At 73.2% G+C, this 25,987-nt stretch carries 24 protein-coding genes and 2 tRNA genes; 17 read left to right on the top strand and 9 right to left on the bottom strand.

The window, feature by feature from the left end:
* Positions 1-40 precede the first annotated feature (40 nt).
* Complete coding sequence (locus ACZ4SW_RS14230) at positions 41-1,438, bottom strand: sensor histidine kinase (protein WP_468242206.1); 1,398 nt, start codon at positions 1,436-1,438, stop codon at positions 41-43.
* Positions 1,435-2,139: a response regulator transcription factor gene (locus ACZ4SW_RS14225; RefSeq protein ID WP_468242204.1), complete on the bottom strand. Its 705-nt coding sequence runs from the start codon at positions 2,137-2,139 to the stop codon at positions 1,435-1,437. Before ACZ4SW_RS14225 ends, ACZ4SW_RS14230 begins: the two co-directional genes overlap by 4 nt.
* A gap of 131 nt (positions 2,140-2,270) precedes the next feature.
* Between ACZ4SW_RS14225 and ACZ4SW_RS14220 the strand changes: the two genes are divergently transcribed.
* Complete coding sequence (locus ACZ4SW_RS14220; protein ID WP_468242202.1) at positions 2,271-2,783, top strand: hypothetical protein; 513 nt, start codon at positions 2,271-2,273, stop codon at positions 2,781-2,783.
* 30 nt (positions 2,784-2,813) lie between these two features.
* Here ACZ4SW_RS14220 and ACZ4SW_RS14215 read toward each other — a convergent pair whose 3' ends face one another.
* Together ACZ4SW_RS14215 and ACZ4SW_RS14210 are read right to left on the bottom strand one after the other, a co-directional pair.
* Complete coding sequence (locus tag ACZ4SW_RS14215) at positions 2,814-3,680, bottom strand: spermidine synthase (protein ID WP_468242200.1); 867 nt, start codon at positions 3,678-3,680, stop codon at positions 2,814-2,816.
* A 105-nt stretch (positions 3,681-3,785) separates the two neighbouring features.
* On the bottom strand, positions 3,786-4,226 hold the full coding sequence (locus tag ACZ4SW_RS14210) for a hypothetical protein (protein ID WP_468242660.1): 441 nt from the start codon (positions 4,224-4,226) through the stop codon (positions 3,786-3,788).
* Between the two features lie 288 nt (positions 4,227-4,514).
* On the opposite strand from ACZ4SW_RS14210, the gene ACZ4SW_RS14205 reads away from it, so the two are divergent.
* Entirely contained in the window at positions 4,515-5,978 is a 1,464-nt protein-coding gene (locus ACZ4SW_RS14205) for a hypothetical protein (protein WP_468242198.1), read from the top strand.
* Between the two features lie 190 nt (positions 5,979-6,168).
* On the opposite strand, the gene ACZ4SW_RS14200 is transcribed toward ACZ4SW_RS14205, so the two are convergent.
* A complete protein-coding gene (locus tag ACZ4SW_RS14200) occupies positions 6,169-6,765 on the bottom strand; it encodes a histidine phosphatase family protein (protein ID WP_468242196.1) in 597 nt (198 codons plus the stop codon).
* Positions 6,766-6,957: 192 nt separating this feature from the next.
* Here ACZ4SW_RS14200 and ACZ4SW_RS14195 point away from each other — a divergent pair, with 192 nt between their 5' ends.
* From ACZ4SW_RS14195 to ACZ4SW_RS14165, 7 genes are all read left to right on the top strand, one after another.
* Positions 6,958-7,950 (top strand): phosphatase PAP2 family protein, encoded by a 993-nt coding sequence (locus tag ACZ4SW_RS14195; protein ID WP_468242195.1) that lies wholly within the window; start codon positions 6,958-6,960, stop codon positions 7,948-7,950.
* Complete coding sequence (locus ACZ4SW_RS14190; RefSeq protein ID WP_468242194.1) at positions 7,862-9,031, top strand: hypothetical protein; 1,170 nt, start codon at positions 7,862-7,864, stop codon at positions 9,029-9,031. The genes ACZ4SW_RS14195 and ACZ4SW_RS14190 overlap by 89 nt, the downstream gene beginning before the upstream one ends.
* The gene (locus ACZ4SW_RS14185) at positions 9,022-10,614 is read left to right on the top strand and encodes a hypothetical protein (RefSeq protein WP_468242193.1); all 1,593 of its coding nucleotides are present in this window, start codon (positions 9,022-9,024) and stop codon (positions 10,612-10,614) included. Before ACZ4SW_RS14190 ends, ACZ4SW_RS14185 begins: the two co-directional genes overlap by 10 nt.
* On the top strand, positions 10,611-11,963 hold the full coding sequence (locus ACZ4SW_RS14180) for an AAA domain-containing protein (protein WP_468242191.1): 1,353 nt from the start codon (positions 10,611-10,613) through the stop codon (positions 11,961-11,963). Before ACZ4SW_RS14185 ends, ACZ4SW_RS14180 begins: the two co-directional genes overlap by 4 nt.
* A 242-nt stretch (positions 11,964-12,205) precedes the next feature.
* Positions 12,206-12,571: a hypothetical protein gene (locus tag ACZ4SW_RS14175; RefSeq protein ID WP_468242189.1), complete on the top strand. Its 366-nt coding sequence runs from the start codon at positions 12,206-12,208 to the stop codon at positions 12,569-12,571.
* A gap of 145 nt (positions 12,572-12,716) precedes the next feature.
* Entirely contained in the window at positions 12,717-13,334 is a 618-nt protein-coding gene (locus ACZ4SW_RS14170; protein WP_468242187.1) for a bifunctional DNA primase/polymerase, read from the top strand.
* A tRNA-Lys gene (locus ACZ4SW_RS14165) sits at positions 13,325-13,398 on the top strand. Before ACZ4SW_RS14170 ends, ACZ4SW_RS14165 begins: the two co-directional genes overlap by 10 nt.
* A 197-nt stretch (positions 13,399-13,595) precedes the next feature.
* On the opposite strand, the gene ACZ4SW_RS14160 is transcribed toward ACZ4SW_RS14165, so the two are convergent.
* Positions 13,596-14,942, bottom strand: a complete 1,347-nt coding sequence (locus tag ACZ4SW_RS14160) for a M6 family metalloprotease domain-containing protein (RefSeq protein WP_468242185.1) — start codon at positions 14,940-14,942, stop codon at positions 13,596-13,598.
* Positions 14,943-15,405: 463 nt separating this feature from the next.
* Between ACZ4SW_RS14160 and ACZ4SW_RS14155 the strand changes: the two genes are divergently transcribed.
* Positions 15,406-17,232, top strand: coding sequence for a putative bifunctional diguanylate cyclase/phosphodiesterase (locus ACZ4SW_RS14155; RefSeq protein ID WP_468242183.1), 1,827 nt, complete (start codon positions 15,406-15,408; stop codon positions 17,230-17,232).
* Positions 17,233-17,347: 115 nt separating this feature from the next.
* Here ACZ4SW_RS14155 and ACZ4SW_RS14150 read toward each other — a convergent pair whose 3' ends face one another.
* Positions 17,348-18,433, bottom strand: a complete 1,086-nt coding sequence (locus ACZ4SW_RS14150) for an LLM class flavin-dependent oxidoreductase (protein WP_468242180.1) — start codon at positions 18,431-18,433, stop codon at positions 17,348-17,350.
* Between the two features lie 266 nt (positions 18,434-18,699).
* Positions 18,700-19,431: a maleate cis-trans isomerase family protein gene (locus ACZ4SW_RS14145; protein ID WP_468242178.1), complete on the bottom strand. Its 732-nt coding sequence runs from the start codon at positions 19,429-19,431 to the stop codon at positions 18,700-18,702.
* A gap of 231 nt (positions 19,432-19,662) precedes the next feature.
* Between ACZ4SW_RS14145 and ACZ4SW_RS14140 the strand changes: the two genes are divergently transcribed.
* From ACZ4SW_RS14140 to ACZ4SW_RS14110, 7 genes are all read left to right on the top strand, one after another.
* Positions 19,663-20,622, top strand: a complete 960-nt coding sequence (locus tag ACZ4SW_RS14140) for a D-2-hydroxyacid dehydrogenase (RefSeq protein ID WP_468242176.1) — start codon at positions 19,663-19,665, stop codon at positions 20,620-20,622.
* A 137-nt stretch (positions 20,623-20,759) separates the two neighbouring features.
* Complete coding sequence (gene ehuB / locus ACZ4SW_RS14135) at positions 20,760-21,677, top strand: ectoine/hydroxyectoine ABC transporter substrate-binding protein EhuB (RefSeq protein WP_468242173.1); 918 nt, start codon at positions 20,760-20,762, stop codon at positions 21,675-21,677.
* Positions 21,674-22,372: an ectoine/hydroxyectoine ABC transporter permease subunit EhuC gene (gene ehuC, locus ACZ4SW_RS14130; RefSeq protein WP_468242171.1), complete on the top strand. Its 699-nt coding sequence runs from the start codon at positions 21,674-21,676 to the stop codon at positions 22,370-22,372. Before ehuB ends, ehuC begins: the two co-directional genes overlap by 4 nt.
* Positions 22,369-23,019: an ectoine/hydroxyectoine ABC transporter permease subunit EhuD gene (gene ehuD / locus ACZ4SW_RS14125; RefSeq protein ID WP_468242169.1), complete on the top strand. Its 651-nt coding sequence runs from the start codon at positions 22,369-22,371 to the stop codon at positions 23,017-23,019. The genes ehuC and ehuD overlap by 4 nt, the downstream gene beginning before the upstream one ends.
* A 10-nt stretch (positions 23,020-23,029) precedes the next feature.
* Positions 23,030-23,806, top strand: coding sequence for an ectoine/hydroxyectoine ABC transporter ATP-binding protein EhuA (gene ehuA / locus ACZ4SW_RS14120; protein ID WP_468242166.1), 777 nt, complete (start codon positions 23,030-23,032; stop codon positions 23,804-23,806).
* A 204-nt stretch (positions 23,807-24,010) separates the two neighbouring features.
* On the top strand, positions 24,011-24,769 hold the full coding sequence (locus tag ACZ4SW_RS14115; protein WP_468242164.1) for an IclR family transcriptional regulator: 759 nt from the start codon (positions 24,011-24,013) through the stop codon (positions 24,767-24,769).
* Positions 24,770-24,915: 146 nt separating this feature from the next.
* Positions 24,916-24,989: transfer RNA gene (locus ACZ4SW_RS14110), tRNA-Lys, on the top strand.
* A gap of 168 nt (positions 24,990-25,157) precedes the next feature.
* Here ACZ4SW_RS14110 and ACZ4SW_RS14105 read toward each other — a convergent pair.
* The gene (locus ACZ4SW_RS14105; RefSeq protein ID WP_468242162.1) at positions 25,158-25,769 is read right to left on the bottom strand and encodes a lytic polysaccharide monooxygenase auxiliary activity family 9 protein; all 612 of its coding nucleotides are present in this window, start codon (positions 25,767-25,769) and stop codon (positions 25,158-25,160) included.
* Between the last annotated feature and the right edge of the window lie 218 nt (positions 25,770-25,987).

Here is a 25,987-nt window from a genome sequence, read left to right as displayed (position 1 = left end):
ACGCCTGATCCGGGCGGTGGTTGGGGATCTTAGGGTGCGCTTAAGGGAGGGATCGGGGGCGGTTAAAGGTAGAGACCAATATGTGTCGGCGCCGGCGCCGGACGCGGTGCCCCCGCCGTATCGGGGCCCGTCCGTCCAGTTGGAACCAGATCCGCACCTCCGTGCCGCCCAGCACCGAGGAGCCGATCCGTACGTCGCCGCCGGTCGACTCGGCGAGCCGGCGCACGATGTCCAGGCCGAGGCCCGTCGAGCCGTCGCTGCCCGAGCCCCGGCCACGGGCCATCGCCGCCTCGGGGTCGGTGATGCCGGGCCCGGCGTCGGACACCAGCACGATCACCGCGTCCTCCGCGTTGTGCACGTCGACCGCGAACGCCGTGCCCTCAGGGGTGTGCCGGAAGACGTTCCCGAGCAGGGCGTCCAGCGCGGCGGCGAGGTCGGCCCGGGCGACGGGTATGCGGACCGGGCGGTCGGCCCCCGCCACCCGCCACTTGCGGCCCTCGTCCTCCGCGAGCGCCGACCAGAACTCCATCCGCTCGCGCACCACCTCCGCCGCGTCGCACCCGGCGCCCGGTCCGGCCGCCACGGTCTGCGGCTTGGCCTCGCGCGCGGTGCGGATGATCGTGTCCACCTCGCGCTCCAGTTGCGCGACCGCCTGACGGGTCTGCTCGGCGGCCGGCCCGTCGCCGAGGGAGGCCGCGTTCAGCCGCAGCACGGTCAGCGGCGTCCGCAGACGGTGGGACAGGTCCGCCGCCAGCTCCCGCTCGTTGGCGAGGAGTTGCACGACCTGGTCGGCCATCGAGTTGAACGCGACCGCCGCCGCCCGCAGTTCGGCCGGTCCGTCCTCGGGGACACGCGCCCCGAGCTGCCCCTCTCCCAGGTCGTGCGCGCTCGCGGCCAGGCGCCGCGCGGGCCGCACCATCCGCACGCCCAGCCGGTCGGCGACCGCCACCGAGCCGATGACCAGCGCGACGCCGACCGCGGCGAGCACCGCCCAGGCCGTGCCGACGCCGTGCGTCACCTCGGACTCGGGCACGTAGACCTCGATCACGGCGATCGCCCCGGAGCTGAGCGCGGTGGGCTGGAGCAGCGTGGAGCCGCCCGGGACCTCGGTGGTGGAGGCCCGGCCCAGCCGGCGCGTGGCCGCGATGTCCTGGGCGGCGGCCCGCCGGCGGCCGATGTCGAGCGCCTTCGTGCCGTCCCCGGCGGGGATGTGCACGGCGATGCCGTCGTCGGAGCCCGCCGAGGCGACGACCCGCTCCAACTGGTCCCGGTCGGTGGTGATGGACAGCGCGGGCGCGATCGCGGCGGCCTGCCGCTCGGCGTTCGAGAAGGCGCGGTCGCGTGCCATCTCCTTGACGACGAGCCCGAGCGGAACCGCGAAGGCGACCACCACCATCGTGGTCACCGCCAGGCACACCTTGACCAGTGCCCACCTCATGGCAGCGGCTCCGTCCCCGGCGGCTCCAGCTTCACCCCGACACCCCGCAGGGTGTGCAGATAGCGCGGCCTGGCCGCCGTCTCGCCCAACTTCCGCCTGAGCCAGGAGAGATGGACGTCGATGGTCTGGTCGTCGCCGTAGGACTGCCGCCACACCTCGGCGAGCAGTTCCCTGCGCGGCACGACGACGCCGGGCCGGCCGGCGAGGAAGGCGAGCAGGTCGAACTCACGGCGGGTCAGGTCCAGGGGTGTCCCGTCCAGTTCCGCGTGGCGGCGCAACGGGTCGATGGCCAGGCCGCCGACCCGGATGACGGCCGGGGACGCGGTGTCGGCCGCGGCCGTGCGGGCGCGGCGCAGCACCGCGGCGATCCGTGCCGAGAGGTGCTCGACCGAGAACGGCTTGGTCAGGTAGTCGTCCGCGCCCGCGTTGAGCAGGCGGACGATCTCCGTCTCGTCGTCGCGTGCGGTGGCGATGATGACCGGCACGTCCGTGATGCCGCGCAGCATCTTCAGCGCCTCCGAGCCGTCCAGATCGGGCAGTCCGAGGTCGAGGATGACGACGTCGAAGGGGACGTGCGCGACCTCGCGCAGCGCCTCCAGCGCGGTGCCGACGCTGCGCACGGTGTGTCCGGCCTCCGTCAGATGCCTGATCAGGGCCGAGCGTACGAACTGGTCGTCCTCGACCACGAGCACACTTGCCATGGGCGGCACCGTACGCCATGCGACCCGGGCCGTTCGGGGGCTGTGGACAACTCCCCGCGCCACAACGGAAGAAACGGAACTGTGTGCGAGCCTTGAGACACCGGTGGGACTGGTGAGGCAGTATGGCCGGGATGCTCAGAGGACTCCTGCACGTACTGGCGTGGACGCTCGCCACCGGAGCGGCGGCCGCGCTGTCGTGGTGGGGCGTCCACACGGTGCTGGCCGGCACCGCGTACGACCCGCCGCGCGCCCTGCCCGTCACGGCGGCCGGCGCGACGACGCAGGGGTCCAGGCCGCTGACCCCCGCGACGCACCGGCCGGCCCCGTCGCGGAGCCCGTCCCCGACGCCCGGCACCAAGGCGCCGAAGCCCACGCCCGCCCCGCCCCGGACCACGAAGCCCAGCCCGTCCACCACCGCGTCCGGCCAGGTCAAGAGTTACGACACCGCCGGCGGTCGCGTGGCCTTCGCCCTCGGCACCACGTCCGCGACGCTCGTGTCGGCCACCCCCGGCACCGGCTGGTCGATGCAGGTCTGGAAGACGGAGACGTGGATCCGCGTGGAGTTCACCTCCGGCGCCGACCGGGTGTCGGTGTTCTGCACCTGGCACGACGGCCCGCCGCACGTGGACATCGGGAACTACTAGCCGCCTACCGGGGTGGCGGCCCCGGGCCGTTCAGCGGAAGACGGACGGCGGGGGCGCCGGGGACGCCACGGCGGCCGCGTCCGTGACCGCCGCGGCGCCGCCCGTGAAGTCGGTCAGCGCCCTGCCGTGCTCCACGCGCGCGGGGTGCGGGTCCGAGGCGGCGCGGCGGGTCAGTTCGGCGAGCGGAAGCGGGTGGGCACAGGCGGCCAGGACCGCGTTGCCGAAGCGCTTGCCGCGCAGGACGGCCGGATCGGCGACCAGCGCGAGTTCGGTGAAGACGGCCGCGGCCGTCGATATCTGGCCGCGCAGGTGGGCGAGCGGAGGGCCGTCGGCGAGGTTGGCCGCGTACACACCGCCGTCCTTCAGTACCCGGCGGACGTCCGTGAGGAACTCGACCGACGTCAGGTGCGCCGGGGTGCGCGCCCCGCTGAACACGTCCACGATGACGAGGTCGGCCCAGCCGTCCGGCACCTTGGCGAGCCCTTCCCTGGCGTCCGTGGAGCGCACCCGGATGCGGGCGTTCGGGTCCAGGGGCAGGGCCCGGCGCACGAGTTGGACGAGCGCCGCGTCGCGCTCCACGATCTGCTGGGTGGAGCGTGGGCGGGTGGCGGCGGTGTAACGGGCGAGGGTGAACGCACCGCCGCCGAGGTGCACGGCGTGCACGGGACGGCCGGGCGGGGCGGCCAGGTCGATGACGTGGCCGAGCCGGCGCTGGTACTCGAAGGACAGGTACCGCGGGTCGTCGAGGTCGACGTGCGACTGCGGGGCGCCGTCGATGAGGAGGGTCCAGGCGCGCGCCCGGTCCCGGTCGGGTATGAGCTCGGCGAGTCCGCCGTCGACCGTCTCGACGACGGCCTCGGCTCCCTGCCCGCGCCGTGCGTTCCGTGACCTGCCCATCCCGCCATTATCGGGGGCGGCGCGAAGGGCGGCCCATCCGCGGCCCATCGGCGGCTCACCGGAGCTGCCGGGCCTAAGAGCCCGACCCGGGGTGTGGGCGGAGGCCTACCGACAGTTGTCGGCGGCCTCGATCATGCGGGCCGCCTCGCCGAGGGCCACGCGCAGGACCGCCGGGTCCGTGGCCGGTTCCGCCTCACCGGGCGGCAGCAGCCAGCCCGAGGCCGGGGGCAGCGGGGTGACGAGGCTCATGCCGCGCCCGTCGGTCTTCGTGCACGTGCTGCCGGGGACGTCCCAGGCGTCCGCCGTGCCGGGCGGTACCAGGAAGCCGAGGGTGTCGCAGTCGTCGTCGTGCAGAACCGGCCCGACGCGGTCGCCCGCGCCGCGGCGGAGGATGTCCACCGCCTCGAGCCCCTGCCGGGCGGGCACGGTCACGAGGTCGGGGGCCCGGTGCGGCGGTGCGGCGCACTCGGGGGCCGGCGCGGTGGTGGCGGCCTGCGGCCGTGTACGGAACTCGGTGCTGTACGGGGTCTGCGTCCCGGTGTCCACAGCGGAACCCTCCTCGGCGGTGAGTTGGGTCGGGAGTTCGGGCGGCTCCCGGTCCGCAGGGTTCAACGCCCCGGGAGCGTCAACGGCAACGGCGCAACACTGCCGCAAAGGATGGCAGTTCATGGCAGATCACGCATGAGATATCCGGTTTGTAGCCAAACCTCGCATGACCACTCCTGCGAGGAAGGTACGTTCTTGCACCGCCGGACGCAGGGAACCAACTGCCATCACGCGGACAAGCCACCCCAATCCGGCATGGTTCGACGGTTCGCACGAGAGGGCCCGGCCATGACCTCGTCCCAGACCCCCCGGCCACCACGGCCGAACCTCGCCTTCCGGCAGTTGCGCGGATCACGCTCGCCGGGCGAGTTCGCCGCGGCGGTCCGGCGCGCCGCACGCGAGATCGGCGAGCGGGTGAGCTGTGACGCGCGGTACATCGGACGCGTCGAGGCGGGCGAGATCCGTTGCCCCAACTACGCCTACGAACGAGTGTTCCTGCACATGTTCCCCGGGCGCACGCTCGCGGACCTGGGTTTCGCGCCGCGCTCGGCGGTGCGCGGCCGGGGGGCGCGCACCGCCGAGGAGGCGCCCCCAGAACACACCAGCCGCCGTCCGTATGCCTCCGGTGAGCACCATCGGGCGTACGAGACGTATGACCCATCGGATACCTACGAGTCGCACGAGTCGTACGGCACCCACGCGTACGACGCACAGAACCACGAGGAGAGCGACGTGCAGCGTCGCGCATTCATGACCGGCGGCACCGTGACGGTGGCCGCCGCCTCCCTGGGCCCGTTCGGGCTCACCTTCGGCGGCCCGGCAGCGGCCGCCGAACGCCCCGTCCACCGTGCGGGCTCGGCCGAGGCGAGCGCGCTCGAGGAGGCCGTACGCAAGATCCGCCTGCTCGACGACCGGCACGGCGCGGACGGCCTGTACCGGCGCGCGGCGGCCCCGCTGCGCGCCGCGTACGCGCTGCTCGACGCGGGTACGACCCGGCAGGCGGTCGCCGACCGGCTGTACTCGGGCGCGGGTGAACTGGCCATCTCCGTGGGATGGCTGGCGCACGACTCCGGACGCTTCGACGACGCCCGCTCGCACTACGCGGAGGCGCTGGCGACGGCCCGGATGTCCGGGGACCCGGGCCTGGAGGCGCACGCGTTCTGCAACACGGCGTTCCTCGCACGCGACGCGGGCCGGCCGCGGGAGGCCGTACGGGCGGCGCAGGCGGCGCAGCGTGTCGCGCGCCCGCTCGGCTCGCACCGGCTGATGTCGCTGCTGGCCCTCAGGGAGGCGGGCGGCTGGTCGGGGCTCGCGGACCGGGCGGGCTGCGAACAGGCGCTCGCACGGGCGCAGGCGCTCTTCGAACGGGGGCCGTCGGACTCGGACCCCGAGTGGATGACCTTCTACGGCGAGGCCGAACTGGAGGGCCTGGAGGCGCAGTGCTGGTCGACGCTGGGCGACTGGGCTCGGGCGGCCCGGCACGCGCGGCGCGCGGCGCACCTGCAGGATCCGCACTTCACCCGGAACATCGCCCTCTACACGGCGGAACTGGCCGACGACCTGGCCCGCGGGGGCCGTCCCGACGAGGCGGCGGAGGCCGGGCACCGCGTGCTGGATCTGCTGGACCAGGTCCAGTCCTCCCGGGTCCTGACCATGCTGGCGGGCACGGCGAGGGTACTGCTGCCGCACCGGCGGGCGTCGGGGGTGTCGGCGTTCCTGGACCGGCACGCTTCGCTGCCGCGCGGTGCGTGAGCGGCCGTCGTAGCTGCGGGCAGCCGTCCGCCGCCGCGGGCAGCCGTGCCTCCCCCAGTGCCTCGACGGCCTGGAAAATCCCCGGGGCGGCGCGGGTGGGCGCTGGAACACCCCGGCTCGAAGCGGCTTGGGGGACGCACCCCGTCGGCGCCGGGACGCACGGCCGACCCCAGGCGGCGGCACCGGGTGGCTAACCGGCCAGGTGCCCCAAGTCGTTCCACGACTCGATCGCCGGCTCGCCGTAAGCCCACCCCAGCACCGAGAGCGACGTCGGATTCAGCCGTATCCGCGCCGCGAACTCCAGCGGCAGCCCCAGCCACCGCGCCCCGATGGACCGCAGGATGTGCCCGTGCGCGAACACCAGCACGTCCCGGTCCTCCGACCGCGCCCAGGCGACCACCTCGTCCGCGCGCGCGGAGACCTCCGCCAGGGTCTCCCCGCCGGGCACGCCGTCCCGCCAGATGAACCAGCCCGGCCGGATCTCCTGGATCTCGGCCGGCGTCATCCCCTCGTACGCCCCGTAGTCCCACTCCACGAGCGTGTCCCAGACGCCCGCCCGCTCGCCGAACCCGGCGAGTTCACACGTCTCACGCGCGCGTGCCAGTGGACTGGTGCGCACCTCGACCCCGGGCAGTCCGTCGAACGGCGCCCGGTGCAGCCGCTCCCCGAGCAGCTTGGCGCCCCGCCGGCCCTCCTCCAGCAGTGGCACATCGGTCCTGCCGGTGTGCTTGCCGGACAGCGACCATTCCGTCTGTCCGTGCCGGGCGAGCAGGATGCGCGGTGCCATGAGAGACCTTTCCGGGAGAAATGAGCCAGACGTCACTCCATCATCGCCCACCCGGTCCCGGGGCAACCCGGGGGGCGATCTCTGCGTCTTTGAGGGCCGGGGCACCCCACGGGGGCGGGCGTCCGCACCGTAAGGTGGCACGACCGGACCGCCGGGAGCCGTGACCAGGATCAGAAGGGGAGGGTCGATCGGATGCCGCAGGCCGAGACACCAGGCATCGGGGTGCGCCCGCTGACCCTCCTGCGCTGGTGGACCGAACTGCCCCTGATCCTGGTGGTGTACGCCTCGTACTCCGCGGGCCGGCTGCTCGCACGGGGCGATGTCGCCGGCGCCGTCGACCACGGCCTGGCGATCCTGCGCCTGGAGAAGCTCCTCCACATCAACGCCGAGCACCCGCTGAACCGTCTCTTCACCCGCGAGGCCTGGCTCGGCGTACCCGCCGACTTCTGGTACGCGTCGCTGCACTACCTGGTCACCCCCGCGATCCTGGTGTGGATCTTCCGGCGCCGCACGGAGCACTACCGGGCGGCCCGCACCTGGCTGCTGACGTCCACGTTCATCGGTCTGATCGGGTTCTCCCTGATGCCGACCTGCCCGCCACGCCTGCTCTCCGCCGGCCACGGGTTCGTCGACACCATGGCGCAGTACAGCTCCTACGGGTGGTGGGGCGCCGAGGCGAGCGCCCCCCGGGGCCTGGGCGGGATGACGAACCAGTACGCCGCCATGCCGAGCCTGCACGTCGGCTGGGCGCTGTGGTGCGGAGTGATGCTGTGGCGGCACGGCCGCTCCCGGTGGGCCAGGGCGGCGGCGGTCGTGTACCCGCTCGGGACCACGTTCGTCGTGATGGGCACCGCCAACCACTACTTCCTCGACGCGGTCGCGGGGGTCGCCGTCATGGGCGTCGGCTTCCTGCTGAGCCGGCCGGTGATGCGGGCGGCGGACGCGGTCAGGGCCTGGCTGCGAGCGCGCTTCGCACCCGTCGCGGAGCCCTCACCTGCCGCCGGTTCCTCAATTGTCAGTGCGGGATGCCAGACTTCGGCGGGTGAGCGAATTCCCCGACAGTCCCTCTCCCTCCCCGGACCGGGAGCCGGGCCGGGTGCCGCTCCCGCGGACGCGGGGGACGACGCCGCGGCTTGGGATCTCCCCCGCTCGAGCGAAGCCGAGAGTCTGGGGAAGGCTCGCTGAGCTGCGCGGACCGTCCGTACCGCCCAGGGCGCTGGACGCGCGCGCCCTCGCCGCGCTCGCCGCGAACCCGGGGTGCCGGCGGCGCGCGCTGCTGGACGGCGCCGGGGTCGACAAGGCGGCGCTGGCCGGTGCCCTGGGCGCGCCCTCTGCGTTCGGGCAGTCGCAGTTCGCCTTCATGCGGGGCAACGCGTTCGAGGCCCGGGTCAAGGCGGACGGCGGCGCCGAGCTGCTGCGTCTGGTCCGCGAGAAGCTGGACCCGACCGCCGACGCCCCGGAGGGGGCGCTGGTTCCGGACCTGACCGCGGTCGGACCCGAGGGGCGTGCGGAGCGTACGGCGCTGGCGCTGCGGGAGGCCACCGAGGCACGCGGCTGGGCGCTGCTCGACCATCCCCTGCTCGCCCTGGACGTGGCCGGCTCGCCCGCGTTCCTGGAGCCGGACGCGGTGGTGGTGCACCCCGACGGCGGCTGGACGGTCGTGGAGATCAAGTCCTTCCCGCTGCTCGACGGTTCGGCGGACCCGGCGAAGGTGGGAGCGGCGGCCCGGCAGGCCGCGGTGTACGTGCTGGCACTGGAGGAGGTCGCCTCTCGTCTCGACCCCGCGCCCGTGGTGCGCCACCGGATCCTGCTGGTGTGCCCGAAGGACTTCTCCAACCTGCCCACCGCCTCGCCCGTGGACGTGCGCAAGCAGCGCGCGGTCACCCGACGCCAGCTCAGCCGCCTCACCCGCATCGAGGAGATCGCGGACACCCTCCCCGAGGGCACGTGCTTCGCGCCGGACCTCCCGCAGCAGGAGCTGCGGGACGCGGTCGAGTCGGTTCCGGCGGCCTACGCGCCGGAGTGCCTGGCCGCCTGCGAGCTGGCCTTCCACTGCCGGGACCGCGCCCGGACGCAGGGCGCGGTGGCGGCCCTGGGCCGGTCGCTGCGGGCCGAGCTGGGCGGGCTGAACACGGTGGACGACATCCTGGCCGCCGCCCACGGCACGGCCGGGGACCCGGACGACCCGGCGGTGGCGGCCCTGCGCCGGGCGGCGCGGCTGCGGGCGGAGGCACTCGCCGGACGGGAGGGCGCCGCATGTCCCTGATCACCACCCTCGCCCGGCTGGAGGCCGTGCGGACCGGCCGGGCGCAGCCCGCCGCCACCGTCCGCCACCGCCACCTGTCCGAGCGGCCCCTCGTCTTCGTCCCGCTCGTCACCGCCGGCGAGGCCGGGGCGCCGCTCGGCGCGCTCGTGGGCACCGACCGGGACGCCCCCCGGCTGCTCGTGGTGCCGCAGCCCCGCGACCGCGACCTCCGGTTCGCGTTCCTCGCCGACCTCGCCGACGTCGTCCTGCCCTACATCGACGCGTGCGCCGACGCCGTGGAGCCCGCCGAGCGCACCGAGACCGACCCGGAGACCGGCAAGCGGGTCAAGGTGGAGGTCGAGCTGTGCGCCGACGCCCCGCAGCTCATCGTGCCGAGCCGGGCGGGCATCGACTTCGTACGGCTCCTGGGCCGCTCCATGCGGTTCCGCCGCACCGCCGAACAGGACCCGGAGACCCCGCACCCGGCGCCCCCGCGCGTGCCGCTCCTCGGCCGCTGGCTCACGCACTTCGGCGAGCGCGCCCGCGTCCCCGGCTCCTCCCTGCTGCTCGCGCTCACCGATCTGCTCGGGCGGCACTGGGCGACCGGACAGTCGAACCTGGAGGACCAGCATCTGGGCGCGCTCCTCGCCTGGATCGACCCGCCCGAGGGCACCTCCGGTGCGGACGCGGCGTTGCGGGCCGAGCTGGCGCGGGACGCGGACGGCCAACTGCTGTGCCCGCCCGCCGGACCGGCCACCGACCCGGCGTTCGACAACCAACTGCTCGCCCCCGCGATCGAGCGCTACGACCGCGCCCGCACCCGGCTCGCCGCCGCCGAGGACGGCGTGGAGGCGGACGACCGCTTCGGTGAACTCACGGCCGCCGAGCGGGAGATCCGCGCCCTGGTGGAGGGCCGTACCCGCCCGACCTGGGACGCGGTGTGGCGGGGGCTGGACCTGCTGCGCGCGCTGCCGGAGGGCGCGCATGTCGCGGACCGCTGGACGCGCGACCGCTGGTCGTTCACCGGGCACCGGGACCGGGTCGCCGCCGGGGAGCCGCCGCAGCCGCGCCACGACGACGCGGTCACCGCGGCGAACAAGCTCGCCACGCGCGAGCGCGAACAGGCCCGTCTGGACGCCCAGGAGGCGCTGGACGACCCGCTCGTCATGGCCGGGCGCCGGCTCGCCGGGGAGGCGTTCGCGGGCGAGGTCACGGAGGTCGTGATGGCGTACAGCGAGGGCAAGCGCCCCAGTCCGCGCCCCCTGGTGACCGTGCGGACCGAGGACCGGCCGCACCTCGGGGAGCGCACGAAGGTGTACCGGTCGCTGGGCGGGAAGCCGCAGGCGGCCGAGTTCGTGGGCCACGAGGGGGACGGCCTGGTCGTGCTGCGGATCGTCGACAAGATGGGCCGCGGCAAGGAGCCGGAGGCCGGGTCGGTCCCCGAGAAGGGCGACCACGTGTGCTTCACGCTCTTCGAACACGAGCAGCGCGGCGGGGCGAAGCTGCCCGACCCCGAGGACACGCCGTGGACGCACGGCGGGCCGCCGGGTGAGCCGGACGCGCTGCCGCAGCCGGATCCGGTGACCGAGGAGGACCTTCTGTGACCGTGTTCGCCGTGCCGGACAAGGGCTTCGACCCGGGGGCCGCGGCCGCCCGCGCCACGGAGGCGATCCTGCGCGACACGCTGCACGGCACGCACCGCGGAGTCGTCGTCGACTCGCCGCCGGGCGCCGGGAAGTCGACGCTCGTCGTCCGGGCGGCGCTCGAACTCGCGTCGGCCGGGCGGCCGTTGATGGTGATCGCGCAGACCAACGCGCAGGTCGACGACCTGGTGCTGCGACTGGCCGAGAAGGAGCCGGACCTTCCCGTCGGGCGGCTGCACAGCAGCGACCCGGACCCCTACGACAAGGCGCTCGACGACCTGCCGAACGTCCGCAAGTCGGCCAAGGCGGGCGACCTGGCGGGCCTGGACGTGGTCATCTCGACAGCCGCCAAGTGGGCGCACGTGAAGGACGTCGAGCCGTGGCGGCACGCGATCGTCGACGAGGCGTACCAGATGCGCTCCGACGCGCTGCTCGCGGTGGCGGGCCTGTTCGAGCGGGCGCTGTTCGTCGGCGACCCCGGGCAGCTCGACCCGTTCGCGATCGTCGGCGCGGAGCAGTGGGCCGGGCTGTCGTACGACCCGTCGGCGTCCGCGGTGACGACGCTGCTGGCCCACAACCCGAAGTTGCCGCAGCACCGGCTGCCGGTGTCCTGGCGGCTGCCGGCGTCGGCGGCACCCCTGGTGTCGGACGCTTTCTACCCCTACACGCCGTTCCGCAGCGGTACCGGGCACGGGGACCGGCGGCTGACCTTCGCGGTCGCGTCGGACGGCTCGGGGCCGGACCGGGTGATCGACGAGGCGGCCGAGTCCGGCTGGGGGCTGCTGGAGCTGCCCGCCCGGCACACTCCGCGCACCGATCCGGAGGCGGTGCGGGCGGTCGCCGTGGTCGTACGTCGTCTGCTGGACCGGGGCGGGGCGGCGGCCTCGGAGCGGGCGGACGAGCCGGTACCGCTGACCGCGGACCGGATCGCCGTCGGCACCGCGCACCGGGACCAGGCCGCGGCGGTGCGCTCCGCTCTGGCGGACCTGGGGGTGCCGGACGTCACGGTGGACACGGCGAACCGGCTGCAGGGCCGCGAGTTCGATGTGACGGTGGTGCTGCATCCGCTGTCGGGCCGCCCGGACGCGACGGCGTTCCACCTGGAGACCGGCCGCCTGTGCGTCCTGGCGTCCCGCCACCGGCACGCGTGCATCGTGGTGTGCCGCGCAGGGGTGACGGAGCTGCTGGACGACCATCCGTCTACGGAGCCGGTGCAGCTCGGGGTGACGGTGAAGTTTCCGGACGGGTGGGAGGCGAACCATGCGGTACTCGCACACCTGACCGAGCACCGGGTGGCGTGGCGCCCCTGACCGGCCCCGGTCCAGGTCCGCGTCGCCCCGCCGCCCCTTCCCCTCCCGTCCCCAGGGGCTCCACCCTCCGGCTCCCCGCTCCTCAAACGCCGGAAGGGCCGACTTCAAGCGCCTGTCGGCAGGAAACAGCCCGTCCGGGCGCCGCACGCGCTCGTGGCCCGGCGCCCTTGCGTCGGCGCGCGACAATGGACGGTGGCCCACCCGAACGGGGCGCCACCCGAACCGTACGAGGAGGACAAGACATGGCGGAGCCCACGCCGCGTCGGAACGAGCCGCGGCTACGCCCCGCGCCCCTGCTGTTCGAGCCCGCGGAGGCGGGCTCCGACCCCGAGCACTTCTTCGACCTGGAGTCGATCGACGACCCGCGGGAGCTGCTGGCACGGGCCACGGAGCTGACGCAGGCGTTTCGCGCGGCCACGGACCGGGCGGTGGAGTACCAGGCGATCGCCGCGGCCCAGCTCGCCGACCCGCGCCGCTTCGACCGGCTGACGCCGGCGGCGATCGCCGAGCGGGCGGAGTGGACCGAGGACTACGCGAAGAAGATGGTGGAGTTCGGGCGGGACCTGCTCACCGGGGTGGACTCGAACGGGCCGGAAAGCCTGGGCTGACCGGCCCGGCGCCGTGCAGCGCCGATGACATCGAATGATCATGCGGCATATGCCGCGGCGCACCTTACCCCCTCTCAACCCCTTCCGTCCCCGTTTTCCGCAACTCTCGGGGACCGACCGCTCACCCCCGGTAGACCTGACCGTCATGAGCAGTCGAACGCCGTCCATCGAAGCCTCTCGCGACGTCTGCGGTGTCACCTCCGAGGGCGCCGCCTGGCTCGCCTCCGCCGGAACGAATCCGCGCAGCACCCTCGCCCACTGGGCGGAGCGCCCCACCGCCCCGGTCGTCCTGCCGTGCGGCACCGCGTTCGACGTCGTCAACGCCCCCGCGATCTTCGGGCGGCGGATGCTCGACCGGCTCTGGGACGAGGGCCCCGGCTCCGGACCCGTCGCCGTCCACAGGGGCCGCACCCTGCTGTTCACGGCCCCCGGCACGGCCCGGCGGCTGCCGGCACTCCTCGACTGGGAGGAGTGGGGCGGCCGTACCCCCAGGATCCCGCCGCTGCTGTGCCATGGGGTCGGCGACGCGGTGACGGTGCCCGCCGTCCACCCCGCCGACCCCGCCGACCCCGCCGCCACCAGGCTCGATTCCCGCTGGCTGGTCGCCCCCGACACTCGTCACCCCTGGCTGCCCGGTCCGGAGATCGTCCTCTGGGCGGCCGTCCGAGCCGCCCGCGCGGCGGCCTCCGGCCCCGTACGCATATCGATTTTTCCTCCCGCCGACCAGGGTGCTAAGGTCTACGACGTCAGCAGGCGCCGCTAGCTCAGTTGGTTAGAGCAGCTGACTCTTAATCAGCGGGTCCGGGGTTCGAGTCCCTGGCGGCGCACGATGGCGATGGCGAGGCGTGTTCGCAGAAAGCGCGAACCGGTCTCGCCATCTCTGTTTCTGCGCGGCTTCGCCGCGCGCTGTGGGGGCTTCGCCACCCACACCCCCCTTCAGGTCGGCCGCCGTCGCCGTCCGGCACATACGGCACCCGATCCGCGCACGCCCCAGTCCCCGGCCCCGCCCCGCGCCACACCTTCCTCAGGGGCCCCACCCCTTGGTGACCCGCACCGTCCACCCCCCGGAAGCCGTCCTCTCCTCCACCTCCACCCGCACCCCCTCCCCCGACACCGTGAAGGTCTCCCCCTCCCGGATCGGCGCGTCCGCCAGGGGCGGGTAGACCGACGTACCGACGCAGGCCGAACTGTGCGGGTGGGCGTCCAGGACCTCCACGGGCCCCCCACCGGACTCCGTCTCGCCGCGCACCCGGTAGACCAGGACCCCCTGCGTGCAGGCCGCGCTGTCGTTGCCCACCGCCCCGCGCGCCTCGATGGCGATCACACTGTCGGTCCCCGTCCGCACCACCGCCAGCTTGGTGCCGTGCCCGGAACCGAACGCCTCCACCCCGCGCCCGAGGGCACCCGCCGCCCCGGCGTTCACCGGCGCCTGCGGCACCCCGCTCGGCCCCGCAGCCACCGGCTCCAGCGTCAGCCGGGTGCTGCCCGGCGCCCGCACGCACACCACCTGGCGTTCGTCCAGCCACCCCAGCTTCCACTTGTGCCAGGCGAAGAGATCCGGCGCCAGTCCGAACTGGCTGCCCATGAGGTCCCAGTCGCCGACATAGGTGTCCCAGTCCCCCTTGCCGTCGGTCGGGCGGTGGTAGAGGTCGGGCAGGTCGAACACATGACCTGTCTCATGGGCGAGGACGAGCCGGTCCGGCGGGTGCTTCTCGAAGACCGTGACCACCCGGCGGATGTCCGTACCGTCGGCCCGCAGCGGGGTGTCCAGGTTCACCACCTTCGTGGCGTCCGAGTCGACGCCCGGCGCGTCCGGGTCGGCCACGAAGTACACGATGCCGTACCGGGAGAAGTCGACGTCCTTGTCGGCCGCGGCGAGCGCGTCGCGCAGATACGCGGCCCGGCTCTCGGCGCTCCAGTCGCGCCGTATGGCGTAGAAGGTGGACGGGTGCGGCATCCGGATCCAGTGGTCCACCGGATGCGGGCGGAGCGTGAACCGGCCGTAGGAGGCGCGGTCGAAGAAGCGGCTGGTGTCCGGGAAGTAGTCCGCCGTCAGTTCGGTCGGCGTGGTCGCCGGGGGCGCGTCCGGGAAGGACAGGAAGACCAGGACCGCGTCCAGTGCGCGGGTGGGGCGCGCATAGGCGGAGTTCCACGTGTCGACACCCTCCGAGTGGTGCGCCCGGCTGCGGGCGAGCCGGCAGGCCGCCGCCAGGGGTTCGGCCAGCGCGGGCCCCGTCACGAGCGAGGTCGCGACCAGCGCGGTCATCGACGTGGCGAGGGCCACGGTGCTGCGCAGAACGGGTGACGCGCCCCGGACGAGCCCCTTCAGGGTCTCGCGGGTGAGCCCCGTGAGGGGCAGCGGACGCGGCACGTCGACCTCCGGGTGCGGTTCTCGGACTCCACCCCCAGCCTGGTCTTATTTGTATGATTACGCCCTGTTTGTCTGCCCCGGAAGGGTGAGAGGCCATCAGCCGGGGGATGAGCCAGGAGGAAACCGGCACGGCCACGGGAGGGGCAGTGCGGAGCGGGAGCGCGCAACGGCGCACGAGCGCCAAGGGGGCGGTCGACGTGCGCCGACACCCCCAGTACTCACGGAACGTCACAGCCGCGGGTGGCCTGATAGACCGGTGTCAGGCGCGGGCAGAAACGATCTGTCAGAACACGTGCTCGCCGCGGGACACTGGACATCGGCTGGAAGGCCTCTGGGCCAGCCTCTATGATCGGCACACTTTCCTGCACGAACACGGCTTGTACGGCCGCCCGCCTTGCGGCCGTCGACCCCGACGAGACCCAAGAGATCCGTACGAAGAACGAGTGCACTGCGGGAGCGAGCGGTGAGCGGAACGTCCGATGGGCCGGCGCCCGCGGCAGACCTCGTCGGCCCGGCCGTCACAGACAGTCACGACACCACGTCATCCGGTGCGTCCGCCGGGCCCCAACCCGTCTCGTTCGGTGCCGCGTTCACCGCCGCGCCGCTCGCCATGGCGGTCGTCGACCGGGAGGGCCTGGTCGTCACCGCCAACGAGACGATGGGCTCGCTGCTCGGCACCGGCGCGGAAGCGCTGGTCGGCAAGGTCGCCGCCGACCTGCTGGACCTGTCCTCGGACGCCCGCACCTGGCACGCCTACCGCGAGGTGCTGCGCGGACGCCAGGCCAAGCTCCGCTGCACGCGCCGCGTCAAACACCCCGACGGGCACTCGCTGTGGGTCCAGGTGACCGTGACCCCGCTGCCCGAGTCCGAGAAGGCGATCCTGCTCTCGGTCGCCGACATCAGTGTCCGCCGTGAACTCCAGGCGCGGCTGCGGCACTTGCAGATGCACGACCCGGTGACCCGGCTGCCCAACCGGGCACTGTTCTTCGAACGCCTGTCGGCCGCACTGGAGGCGGATTCGTACGAGGAGAGCGGCACCGGCCGGATCGGGCTGTGCTACCTGGACCTCGACGGCTTCAAGGCCGTCAACGACACCCTGGGCCACCGCGTCGGCGACCGGCTGCTCGCGGCCGTCGCGGAGCGCCTGACCCGCTGCGCGGACGAGGCGGGGCTCGGGCGGCCCAGGACTCCCCTGGTGGCCCGGCTGGGCGGCGACGAGTTCGCGCTGCTGGTGGAGGACTCCACGGGCACCGAGCAACTCGCCGAACTGGCCGAGTCCGTGCTCAAGGCGGTGCAGGAGCCGTTCGACCTGTCCGGACAGCGGCTGTCGGTGTCGGCGTCGATCGGCGTCGTGGAGCGGCACGCGGCCGGTACGAGTGCGACCGGTCTGATGCAGGCGGCCGATACGACGCTGTACTGGGCGAAGGCCGACGGCAAGGCCCGCTGGACGCTGTTCGACCCGGAACGCAACGCCCACCGGATGACCCGTCAGGCGCTGTCCTCCGGTCTGCGCCCGGCCATCGAACGGGGCGAATTCGCCCTGGAGTACCAGCCGTTGGTCGGCATGGAGGACGGACGGGTACGCGGGGTGGAGGCGCTGGTGCGCTGGCACCACCCGCAGTTCGGCACCTTGACGCCGAATCGGTTCATCGGACTGGCGGAGGAGGACGGCTCGATCGTCCAGCTCGGCCGCTGGGCGCTGAAGACCGCCTGCCGGCAGGCGCGCCGCTGGGAGCTGGAACGCCCGGACGAGCCGCCGCTCTTCGTGAGCGTGAACGTGGCTGTGCGTCAGGTCTGGGACTCGGACCTGGTGGCGGACGTGGCCGAGACGCTGGCGGAGACCGGACTGGCCCCGCATCTGCTCCAGTTGGAGCTGACCGAGTCCGCGGTCATGGGTTCGGCCGGCCGCCCGCTCCAGGCGCTCCAGGCGCTCAGCGAGATGGGGGTGCGGATCGCGATCGACGACTTCGGCACCGGATACTCCAACCTCGCCTACCTCAGCCGGCTGCCGGTGTCCGGGCTGAAGCTGGACGGGTCGTTCGTCCGGGGCTTCCAGTACGAGGGCACGGACGCGCATCCGAACCCGGCCGACGAGGTCATCGTGGAGGCCATGATCCAGCTCGCCCACCGCCTCGGCCTGACGGTCACCGCGGAGTGCGTGGAGACCTCGGCCCAGGCCACCCGCCTGCGCCGCATCGGCTGCGACACGGGACAGGGGTGGCTGTACTCCCGCCCGGTGCCGCCGGACCGGATCTCGGAACTGGTGGAGGGGGAGGGCTGCCGCTCGTGAGCCCGTCCGGGGTCCCCCCTGCTCGAGGGGTTCGGGGGGCCTGAGGACGAGGCCGTCGGGCCGACGGGGGTCTGGGGCGCAGCGCCCACGGGGACGGCGCCCCCGGCACCGGTGCTCAGGCCGCCGAAGGCAACCCGTACGCGTTCGCGATCAGCTCGTAGGAGCGTAGGCGTACGTCGCCGCTGTGGGCGTTGGACGTGAGCATCAACTCGTCGGCGCCCGTGCGCTTGTGGAGGTCGTCCAGGCCGGAGCGGACCTCGTCCGGGGTGCCGTGGACGACGTTGGAGTTCCAGGACCCGATGAACTCCTCCTCCATGGGGCTGAACTCGTACGCCTCGGCCTCCTCCGGTGTGGGGACGAGGCCGGGGCGGCCCATCCGCAGCCGGAGCATGTTCAGGGCGGCGGCCCGGACCTGGCGGCGGGCCTCCTTCTCGTCCTCGGCGGCGAGCGCCGAGACGCCGATGAGGGCGTACGGGGCGTCGAGGACCTCGGACGGGCGGAAGGAGTCGCGGTACAGGTCGAGCGCCGGGATGGTGTTCTGCGCCGAGAAGTGGTGGGCGAACGCGAACGGCAGGCCGAGCGTGCCGGCCAGGCGGGCGCTGAACCCGGAGGAGCCGAGCAGCCAGACGGGCGGCCGGTGCGGGGACTGGACGCCGCCCGGCGAGGTGGCCTGGACGGGGCCCGGCACCGCGTGGATTCGGGCGTAGGGGTGGCCGTCCGGGAAGTCGTCGTCGAGGAAGCGGGTCAGCTCGGCGAGCTGCTGCGGGAAGTCGTCGGCGCCCTCGTTCAGCCGGTCGGTGCGGCGCAGCGCGGCGGCCGTGGCGCCGTCCGTGCCGGGGGCGCGGCCGAGGCCCAGGTCGATACGGCCGGGGGCCATGGCCTCCAGCGTGCCGAACTGCTCGGCGATGACCAGCGGGGCGTGGTTGGGCAGCATGACGCCGCCCGAGCCGAGCCGGATGCGGTCGGTGTGGGCGGCGAGGTGGGCGAGGATGACCGCAGGCGAGGAGGAGGCCACGCCGGGCATGGAGTGGTGCTCGGCGACCCAGTAGCGGTGGAAGCCACGGGCCTCCGCGAGCCGGGAGAGGGCGACGCTGGTGCGCAGGGCGTCGGTGGCGGTGGTGCCCGCGCCGACGGTGACCAGGTCCAGTACGGACAGGGGGACGGGGGCGGTGCCCTGTGCCGTGCCTCGGATCTCGTCCACTGCTGTGCCTCCTGCATGAGCGTCGCGTGTCTCACCCGCCTAACAGGAGACGCTCTCCGGTTATTCCCTCCCCGCCCCCAGATCGCGGCCCCGGGCAACCCCGCCCGAGCGGTCCCGGCCCAGCGTCCCCACCCGAGCGGTCCCGGCCCCGCATCCCCGTCCGGTGGGGGCCCGGGTGTCCCGCACCACCCGGAAGGCCGGGCCCCTGAGTCCCCCGACTCCGGGAACCCCACCCCGGGAAGGCCGGCCCCACTGCCCTGCCCCCGCTACACCTGCACCACCGGTTCCCTGGTGAACAGCGTCCCCAGGTTCGGGGCGTTCACCCGGCGGTCCACCAGGCGCAGCGCCTCCCACACCGTGACCTGGTTCGCGGTGAGGACCGGTTTGCCCAGATCCTTCTCCAGGGCCGTCAGGTGCGCGGCGGTGTGGAGGGCGGTGTCCGGGACGAGGATCGCGTCCGCGTCGGCGTGGTCGCCCGCGCGGGCCAGCGCCAGCACCTCGTCGGCGCCCCACGTGGCCACCTCGGCCGCCGCTCCGGCGTCCGCGGCGTGGACCGCGGCCACCTCCACGCCGGCCGCCCGCAGGAAGGAGGCGAACTCCCGCGCCACGTCGTCCGGGTACGTGGCCGCGACGGCCGGCCGGCGCGCCCCGATCTCCCGCAGGGCGTGCACGAAGCCGAACGCGGTGGAAGAGGCCGGCATCCCGGCGGCGCGCGCGAGGGCACGCACCTGCTCGTGGGCGCCCTCCCAGCCGTGCAGGAAGCTGCCGCTGGTGCACGCCCACACCACCGCCTCCGCGCCCGTGAGCCGCAGCTCCTGGGCGCTCGACGCGAGCCGCTGCGGCGACCCCATCTCCCTCAGCAGGTCGGTGCGGTGCGCGGCCTCACCGGCGTCGGTGTGCACGAGCTCGACCCGGATGTCGCCGGCCAGCAACTGCTCGATGCGCGGATAGTCGTCCTCGGCGAAGTGGCCCGGGTAGAGGAATCCGAGTGCGGTCATGCCCAACCTTCCTGTTCGTCCGGCGGTCGAGGTCCCGGTGTGCTGCCGCGTCGGGCGGAGCCCGCCGGTGGCCCATGGCGCGGGTACCCAGATGAGGCGGAGCCGTCCCCCTCATCACCTGGTCGGCTGTGTTGACGGCACCGTGCCGGGGTGCGACCGTGGTCAATCCGCGCACGTCGGACGCCCCGTCGGCCGCTGTCGGCCGCCGCCGAACTCGAGGAACGGTTCCGCATGACGGCTTCCCGGCCCTGCCCGACCGTGCTCGTCCTGGACGCGGACCCGCTCCTCCGGCTGGGCCGGCTCACCGGGCGGGCGCGGATCGAGCATGTGGACGCCTCCACGCTCGCCGCCCGGCTGCCGGACGCCGATGTGCTGCTGGTGTGGGACGTCGCCTCGCACGCGGTGCGCGACGCCTGGCCGGGCGAGGGGCCGCGCCCGCGCTGGGTGCACGTGGCGAGTGCGGGAGTGGACCATGTCCTGTGTCCCGAACTCGCCGCGTCCGACACGGTCGTGACGAACGCGCGCGGCGTGTTCGAGCAGCCGGTCGCCGAGTACGTGGCCGCGCTCGTCCTCGCCCTGGCCAAGGACCTGCCCCGCACCTGGGACCTGCAACGGAAGCGGGAGTGGCGGCACCGGGAGGCGCTGCGGGTGGCGGGCACGCGCGCGTGCGTGGTCGGTTCCGGGCCGATCGGGCGGACGATCGCCCGTACGCTCAAGGCGCTGGAGGTGACCACGTCGATCGTGGGCCGGGTCCCGCGCACCGGCATCCACGGGCCGGCCGACCTGGACCGGCTGATGGCGCGCGCCGACTGGGTGATCGCGGCGGCTCCGCTGACCGAGCAGACGTCCGGCATGTTCGACGCCCGCCGCTTCGGCGTGATGCAGCCGTCGGCCCGGTTCATCAACGTGGGGCGCGGGCGGCTCGTCGTGGAGGAGGCGCTCGCGGAGGCGCTGACGAAGCGGTGGATCGCGGGCGCGGCCCTCGATGTCTTCCGCCGTGAACCGCTCGGCCCGGACAGCCCCTTGTGGCAGGTTCCGGGGCTGCTGGTGTCCCCGCACATGAGCGGCGACACGGTCGGGTGGCAGGACGAGCTCGGCGCCCAGTTCCTGGCGCAGTACGACCGCTGGACCGCGGGTAAACCCCTGCTGAACGTGGTGGACAAAAAACGGGGATACGTTCCCGGCCACTGAACCGCCGACCGGTCACCGTCACCGCTGGTCAGCACCCCGGCCGAGGGCGGTGGCGGCCTGGCCCCCGGGCCGCCGACGGGCGATCGGGGCCGGAACTGGCCTGAATACATCGCATGGTCCCGGGTAGCTGCGCGCCCATGGCTCCCCCACGGACGAATGCACGGACGTACGACCCGGAGAAACCCGGAACCACCCGCCGGTCGCTGCTCGCCGGCGTGGCCGCGGTCGGCGCGCTGGGCGCGGCCGGCTGCAGCCGTGTCGCGGCGGCGTCGTCGACGCCCGGCGGCGATCTGCTGACCAGGCTCAGGGCGCAGGGCGTCGTCCGCCTCGGCATCGCCGGCGAGATCCCCTTCGGCTACATCGACAAGAACGGCGAGCTCACCGGCGAGGCCCCGGAGCTGGCGAAGACCGTCTTCAAGCGGCTCGGGGTCGACCGGGTGCAGCCCGTGCCGACCGAGTTCGGCTCGCTGATCCCCGGCCTGAACTCCCAGCAGTTCGACGTGGTCTCCGCCGGGATGTACGTGACCCCCGAGCGCTGCCAACAGGTCATCTTCGCCGACCCCGACTACCAGATGCTCGACGCGTTCATCGTGCGCAAGGGCAATCCGATGGGCCTGCACAACTACAAGGATGTCGTCGCCAAGAAGGCGAAACTGGCCACCGGCACCGGGTACGCGGAGATCCAGTACGCCGCCGAGGCCGGCTACAAGCAGAGCGACATGCTGATCGTCACCGACCAGGTGGCCGGCCTGAACGCCGTGGAGGCCGGCCGCGTCGACGTGTTCGCCGGGACCGCGCTGACCGTCCGCGAGGTCGTCAAGAAGTCGGGCAAGGCGGAGGCCACCCAGCCCTTCGCGCCCCTGGTCAAGGGAAAACCGCACGTCGACGGGGGTGCCTTCGCCTTCCGGCCCACCGAGACCCGGCTGCGGGACGCCTTCAACGCCGAGCTGAGGAAGCTGAAGGCGAGCGGCGAGCTCTTCCGGATCCTGCGCCCGTTCGGCTTCACCAAGGCCGAGATGACCGATCTGACCGCGAAGGAGCTGTGCCGCGGATGACCTCGGGACTGTGGGAACTCGTACTGAAAGGCGTCTGGACGACGATCCAGCTCCTGGTGCTCGGCGCCCTCCTCGCGACGGCCGTCTCCTTCGCCGTCGGCATCGCGCGCACCCATCACAGATGGATCGTCCGCTTCCTCGCCGGCTTCTACACCGAGGTGTTCCGCGGCACCTCCGCCCTGATCATGATCTTCTGGGTGTTCTTCGTGCTGCCGCTCGCCTTCGGCTGGCAGCTCGTGCCGCTGTGGGCGGGCACGCTCGCGCTGGGTCTGACGTACGGGGCGTACGGTGCGGAGATCGTGCGCGGGGCCCTGAACTCGGTGGATCCCGCGCAGCGTGAGGGCGGGATCGCGCTGAGCTTCACCCCGTGGCAGCGGATGCGGAAGATCCTGCTGCCGCAGGCGGTGCCGGAGATGATCCCGCCGTTCTCGAACCTGCTGGTCGAGCTGCTCAAGGGAACCGCACTGGTGTCGATCATGGGCATGGGCGATCTGGCGTTCAGCGGCAACCTGGTGCGGCTCGCGCTGCAGGAGAGCGCGGGGATCTACACGTACGTGCTGCTCATCTACTTCGTGATCGCCTTCCTGATCACCCGGCTGATGCGGGGCCTGGAGCGCCGTCTGAAGGCCGGTGTCGGCAAGGCGCCCCGGCCCACGGCCGCCGTGCGGCAGCCCGTCGGAGGTGGTGTCCGATGACCTGGGACTGGGGCGCGGTCCGCGCCTTCATGCCGCACTTCCTGGACGGCCTGCTCGTCACCCTGGAAGCACTGGCCCTCGGCTCTGTGATCTCGTTCGTCGTGGGTCTGGTGTGGGCGCTGCTGATGCGTGCGCCGACCCGGTGGGTGCGCTGGCCGGTGGGCGTCGTGACGGAGTTCATCCGGGACACCCCGCTGCTGGTGCAGTTGTTCTTCCTCTTCTACGTGCTGCCCGAGTGGGGCCTGACCTTCTCGGCGCTGACCACCGGCGTCGTCGCGATCGGCCTGCACTACTCCACGTACACCATGCAGGTCTACCGGGCCGGTATCGAGGCGGTGCCCGCCGGCCAGTGGGAGGCGGCCACCGCGCTGAGCCTGCCCATGCGGCGCACCTGGACGGCGGTGATCCTGCCGCAGGCGATCCGCCGGGTCGTGCCGGCGCTCGGCAACTACGTGATCTCCATGCTGAAGGACACGCCGATGCTGATGGCGATCACCGTCCTCGAGATGCTCGGCCAGGCGCGGCTCTTCTCCCAGCAGCACTTCCAGTTCACCGAGCCGCTCACCGTCATCGGTGTGGCCTTCGTCCTGATCTCCTACCCCGCCTCCCTCCTCCTGCGAGCCCTGGAGCGACGCCTTGTCCGCTGACACCCCCCTGATGAAGCAACCCGACGCCCATCCCCACCCGCAGGCGGCCGCCGGCGAGCTGATCCGCCTCGAGAAGGTCACCAAACGGTTCGGCGACCACACGGTCCTCGACCGGCTCGACTTCTCGGTCGACGCGGGCCGGCACGTGACGCTGATCGGCCCGTCCGGCTCCGGGAAGACCACGATCCTGCGGCTGCTGATGACGCTGACCCGGCCCGACGAGGGCACGATCACGGTCGACGGGCAGCGGCTGTACCCGGCGCCCGAGAAACAGGTCCGGGAGATCCGCAAGAACATCGGCATGGTGTTCCAGCAGTTCAACCTGTTCCCGAACATGAAGGTGCTGCGGAACATCACCGAGGCCCCGGTCACCGTGCTCGGCCTGTCGAAGGACGAGGCCGAGGAGCGGGCGCGCGAGCTGCTCGACCTGGTCGGGCTGAGCGATCACCTCGACAAGTACCCGAGCCAGCTCTCCGGCGGCCAGCAGCAGCGCGTGGCGATCGCCCGCGCCCTGGCGATGCGCCCGCAGGTGCTGCTGCTGGACGAGGTGACGTCCGCGCTCGACCCGGAGCTGGTCGCCGGGGTCCTCGACGTGCTGCGTGACATCGCTCACAGCACGGACATCACCATGCTCTGCGTGACCCACGAGATGAGCTTTGCGCGGGACATCTCCGACCGGGTCCTGATGTTTGATTCCGGCCAAGTCATCGAGGCGGCCCCACCGGAGAAGATCTTCAGCGATCCCGAGCACACACGCACGCGGGAATTCCTCAGCGCAGTGCTCTGACTACAGGAAGTGAACGCCGCGGCCCTTTCCAGGTCCCGCCACAGAGGACATGACCTCGGCATATGCCAGGATGGCGCGTTCCTGCTGAGCGGGGTGAAGCCGCCGCAAAGTTCGGCAACACCCGCTCCCCGACGCGCGTTTGAGCCGTATCGTGGAGGCAGCCAAGCCGCCTCGAGGATGGCCCAAAAAGCGCAGGGGGAGACCGTGGCGCTGACCCATGAGCCGACCGCCCCGTACCACTCGGCCCAGGACGCCCTGCGCGTCCTGGAGACCGTGGCGCGGCACTCCACCGGTGTCACCGACGCCGAGCTGGCCCGCCACACGCGCCTCGGCACCCAGCGGCTGACCCCGGTCCTGCGCATGCTGCGCCGGGAGGGGTACGTCGAGCAGACGATCGACGGCGCCTACGTCACCGGGGCCGCCCTCAGCCGGCTCGGCTCCGCCCAGGGCCATGAGCAGGCACTGCGCGAGCAGCTCCAGCGGACCCTGGACCGGCTGCGCGACTCGGTGGGCGCCGCGGTCTACATCAGCCGCTACATCGACGGCGAGGTGCGGGTCACCCAGTGCGCGGCGAGCGCGCTGGCGCCCGCGGTGCACGAGTGGGTGGACTTCCGCTCCTCGGCGCACGCCAGCGCGGTCGGCAAGAGCCTGCTCGGCCAGCTCGACGTGAACGGCCGGCGGGACCACCTCGCCCGCTACAAGATGGCCCGGCTCACCTCGCGGACGATCACCAGCGAGAAGGTGCTGCTGTCCCGCCTGGACGCCCACCCGCCGACGGTGCCGGTGCTGGACCTGCAGGAGTACGCGGTGGGCACGGTCTGCGCGGCCGTCCCGATCACCGCGGGCTCCGCGGTCGGCTGCCTGGCCCTGTCCCTGCCGGTCCAGCACGCCCACCGGCTACGGCAGGCGGCGGAGCGGCTGAACAAGGGGGCGGCGCCGGTGGTCCTCTCCCTCACGATCTGACCGCCTCGGCCGATCTGACCGCCCGACCCGGCCGGTCCGACCGATCCGCCCGGTTCGATCCCCTCCGAGGGTGGTCACGAGCACCCCTGCGGACCAGGTAGTATTTCTTTTGTCGCCGGGGGCGGAAGCCGAAAGCGACAGAGTCTGCGCCGCTAGCTCAGTTGGTTAGAGCAGCTGACTCTTAATCAGCGGGTCCGGGGTTCGAGTCCCTGGCGGCGCACTGAAGAGGGGCTCCTCGCGAAAGCGAGGAGCCCCTTTTCGATGTCCTGGGGCGGCTGGCGCCCGGCAGCTCCCCCCCGCCCGTAAGCCCGGCACCGGACGTGAGCCGTGCCACATCCCCGTCGGTGAGCCGCCGACGGGGGACCCCCCGGGGGGCGAGGAGCCGGGTTCAGAACGTGACGTCCGCGCAGGAGTAGAACGCGTTGCCCGTGTCCGCGATCGTCCACACGCCGAGGATGACGTGGTGCCCGCTCAGCCCGGTCGGCAGGGTGCCGGTGTGGGTGAGCGTGGAGGGCGGGCGCTGACCGTTGTACGGGACCGTCAGGAAGGGCGTGAGGTCGAGGTCGGCGCGGGTCAGGGCGTGGTTCTGGTTCCAGCCCGGTTTGGTGACGTAGTACCGGAAGTCGGTGGTGGCGTGCGAGGCGGTGAACTGCCAGCGGAAGGTGTAGCTCCGCCCGCCGGTCACCTTCGTCGTCGGCCAGGCCGCGCCGGAGGGCGTCCTCGGCTGGTCGAGCGCGGCGAAGTTGGTGTGGTTCGCCGAGCAGATCCGGCCGTCGTCCGGGCCGGCGGCCGGGAAGCCCTTGGGGCCCTCGACGCTCTGCGGTTCCCATTGGATGTCGCCGCAGCCGGTGACGATGCCGCCGTTCGCGGCGCACATCTTCTGCCTGCTGAGGGGCTGGTCGGTGTAGCCGTGGGCGCTGGCACCGCCGGTGGAGAGCACGAAGGCTCCCGCGGTCGCGAGTCCCACCACGGCGGCGTACAGCCTGGTCCTGGTGCGCATGCTGCCGCTCCTTGTGAACGTGGGGAGTTCAGTGAGCCGTGCAGGTCTAGACCAAGCCCCAGATTATTGCCGCACGTTGAACATGTCCATACCAATCGCGGGGTGTGGGCCGGGACCGGGGGGGGGGGGCCCCCCCCCCTCTCCGCCCCCCCCCCCCCCCCGCCCCCCCCCCCCCCCCCCCCCCCCCCCCCCCCCCCCCCCCCCCCCCCCCCCCCCCT

This window comes from Streptomyces sp. NPDC028331 (assembly GCF_055565775.1).
This window is presented reverse-complemented; position numbering and strand designations above follow the sequence as displayed.

Coding starts and splice junctions, on each gene's coding strand:
- ehuC (WP_468242171.1), top strand. CDS start 21,674: ATGACCTCGGGACTGTGGGAACTCGTACTGAAAGGCGTCTGGACGACG.
- ACZ4SW_RS14200 (WP_468242196.1), bottom strand. CDS start 6,765: ATGGCACCGCGCATCCTGCTCGCCCGGCACGGACAGACGGAATGGTCG.
- ACZ4SW_RS14145 (WP_468242178.1), bottom strand. CDS start 19,431: ATGACCGCACTCGGATTCCTCTACCCGGGCCACTTCGCCGAGGACGAC.
- ehuB (WP_468242173.1), top strand. CDS start 20,760: ATGGCTCCCCCACGGACGAATGCACGGACGTACGACCCGGAGAAACCC.
- ACZ4SW_RS14140 (WP_468242176.1), top strand. CDS start 19,663: ATGACGGCTTCCCGGCCCTGCCCGACCGTGCTCGTCCTGGACGCGGAC.
- ACZ4SW_RS14175 (WP_468242189.1), top strand. CDS start 12,206: ATGGCGGAGCCCACGCCGCGTCGGAACGAGCCGCGGCTACGCCCCGCG.
- ehuD (WP_468242169.1), top strand. CDS start 22,369: ATGACCTGGGACTGGGGCGCGGTCCGCGCCTTCATGCCGCACTTCCTG.
- ehuA (WP_468242166.1), top strand. CDS start 23,030: ATGAAGCAACCCGACGCCCATCCCCACCCGCAGGCGGCCGCCGGCGAG.
- ACZ4SW_RS14230 (WP_468242206.1), bottom strand. CDS start 1,438: ATGAGGTGGGCACTGGTCAAGGTGTGCCTGGCGGTGACCACGATGGTG.
- ACZ4SW_RS14185 (WP_468242193.1), top strand. CDS start 9,022: ATGTCCCTGATCACCACCCTCGCCCGGCTGGAGGCCGTGCGGACCGGC.
- ACZ4SW_RS14195 (WP_468242195.1), top strand. CDS start 6,958: ATGCCGCAGGCCGAGACACCAGGCATCGGGGTGCGCCCGCTGACCCTC.
- ACZ4SW_RS14215 (WP_468242200.1), bottom strand. CDS start 3,680: ATGGGCAGGTCACGGAACGCACGGCGCGGGCAGGGAGCCGAGGCCGTC.
- ACZ4SW_RS14220 (WP_468242202.1), top strand. CDS start 2,271: ATGCTCAGAGGACTCCTGCACGTACTGGCGTGGACGCTCGCCACCGGA.
- ACZ4SW_RS14225 (WP_468242204.1), bottom strand. CDS start 2,139: ATGGCAAGTGTGCTCGTGGTCGAGGACGACCAGTTCGTACGCTCGGCC.
- ACZ4SW_RS14105 (WP_468242162.1), bottom strand. CDS start 25,769: ATGCGCACCAGGACCAGGCTGTACGCCGCCGTGGTGGGACTCGCGACC.
- ACZ4SW_RS14170 (WP_468242187.1), top strand. CDS start 12,717: ATGAGCAGTCGAACGCCGTCCATCGAAGCCTCTCGCGACGTCTGCGGT.
- ACZ4SW_RS14205 (WP_468242198.1), top strand. CDS start 4,515: ATGACCTCGTCCCAGACCCCCCGGCCACCACGGCCGAACCTCGCCTTC.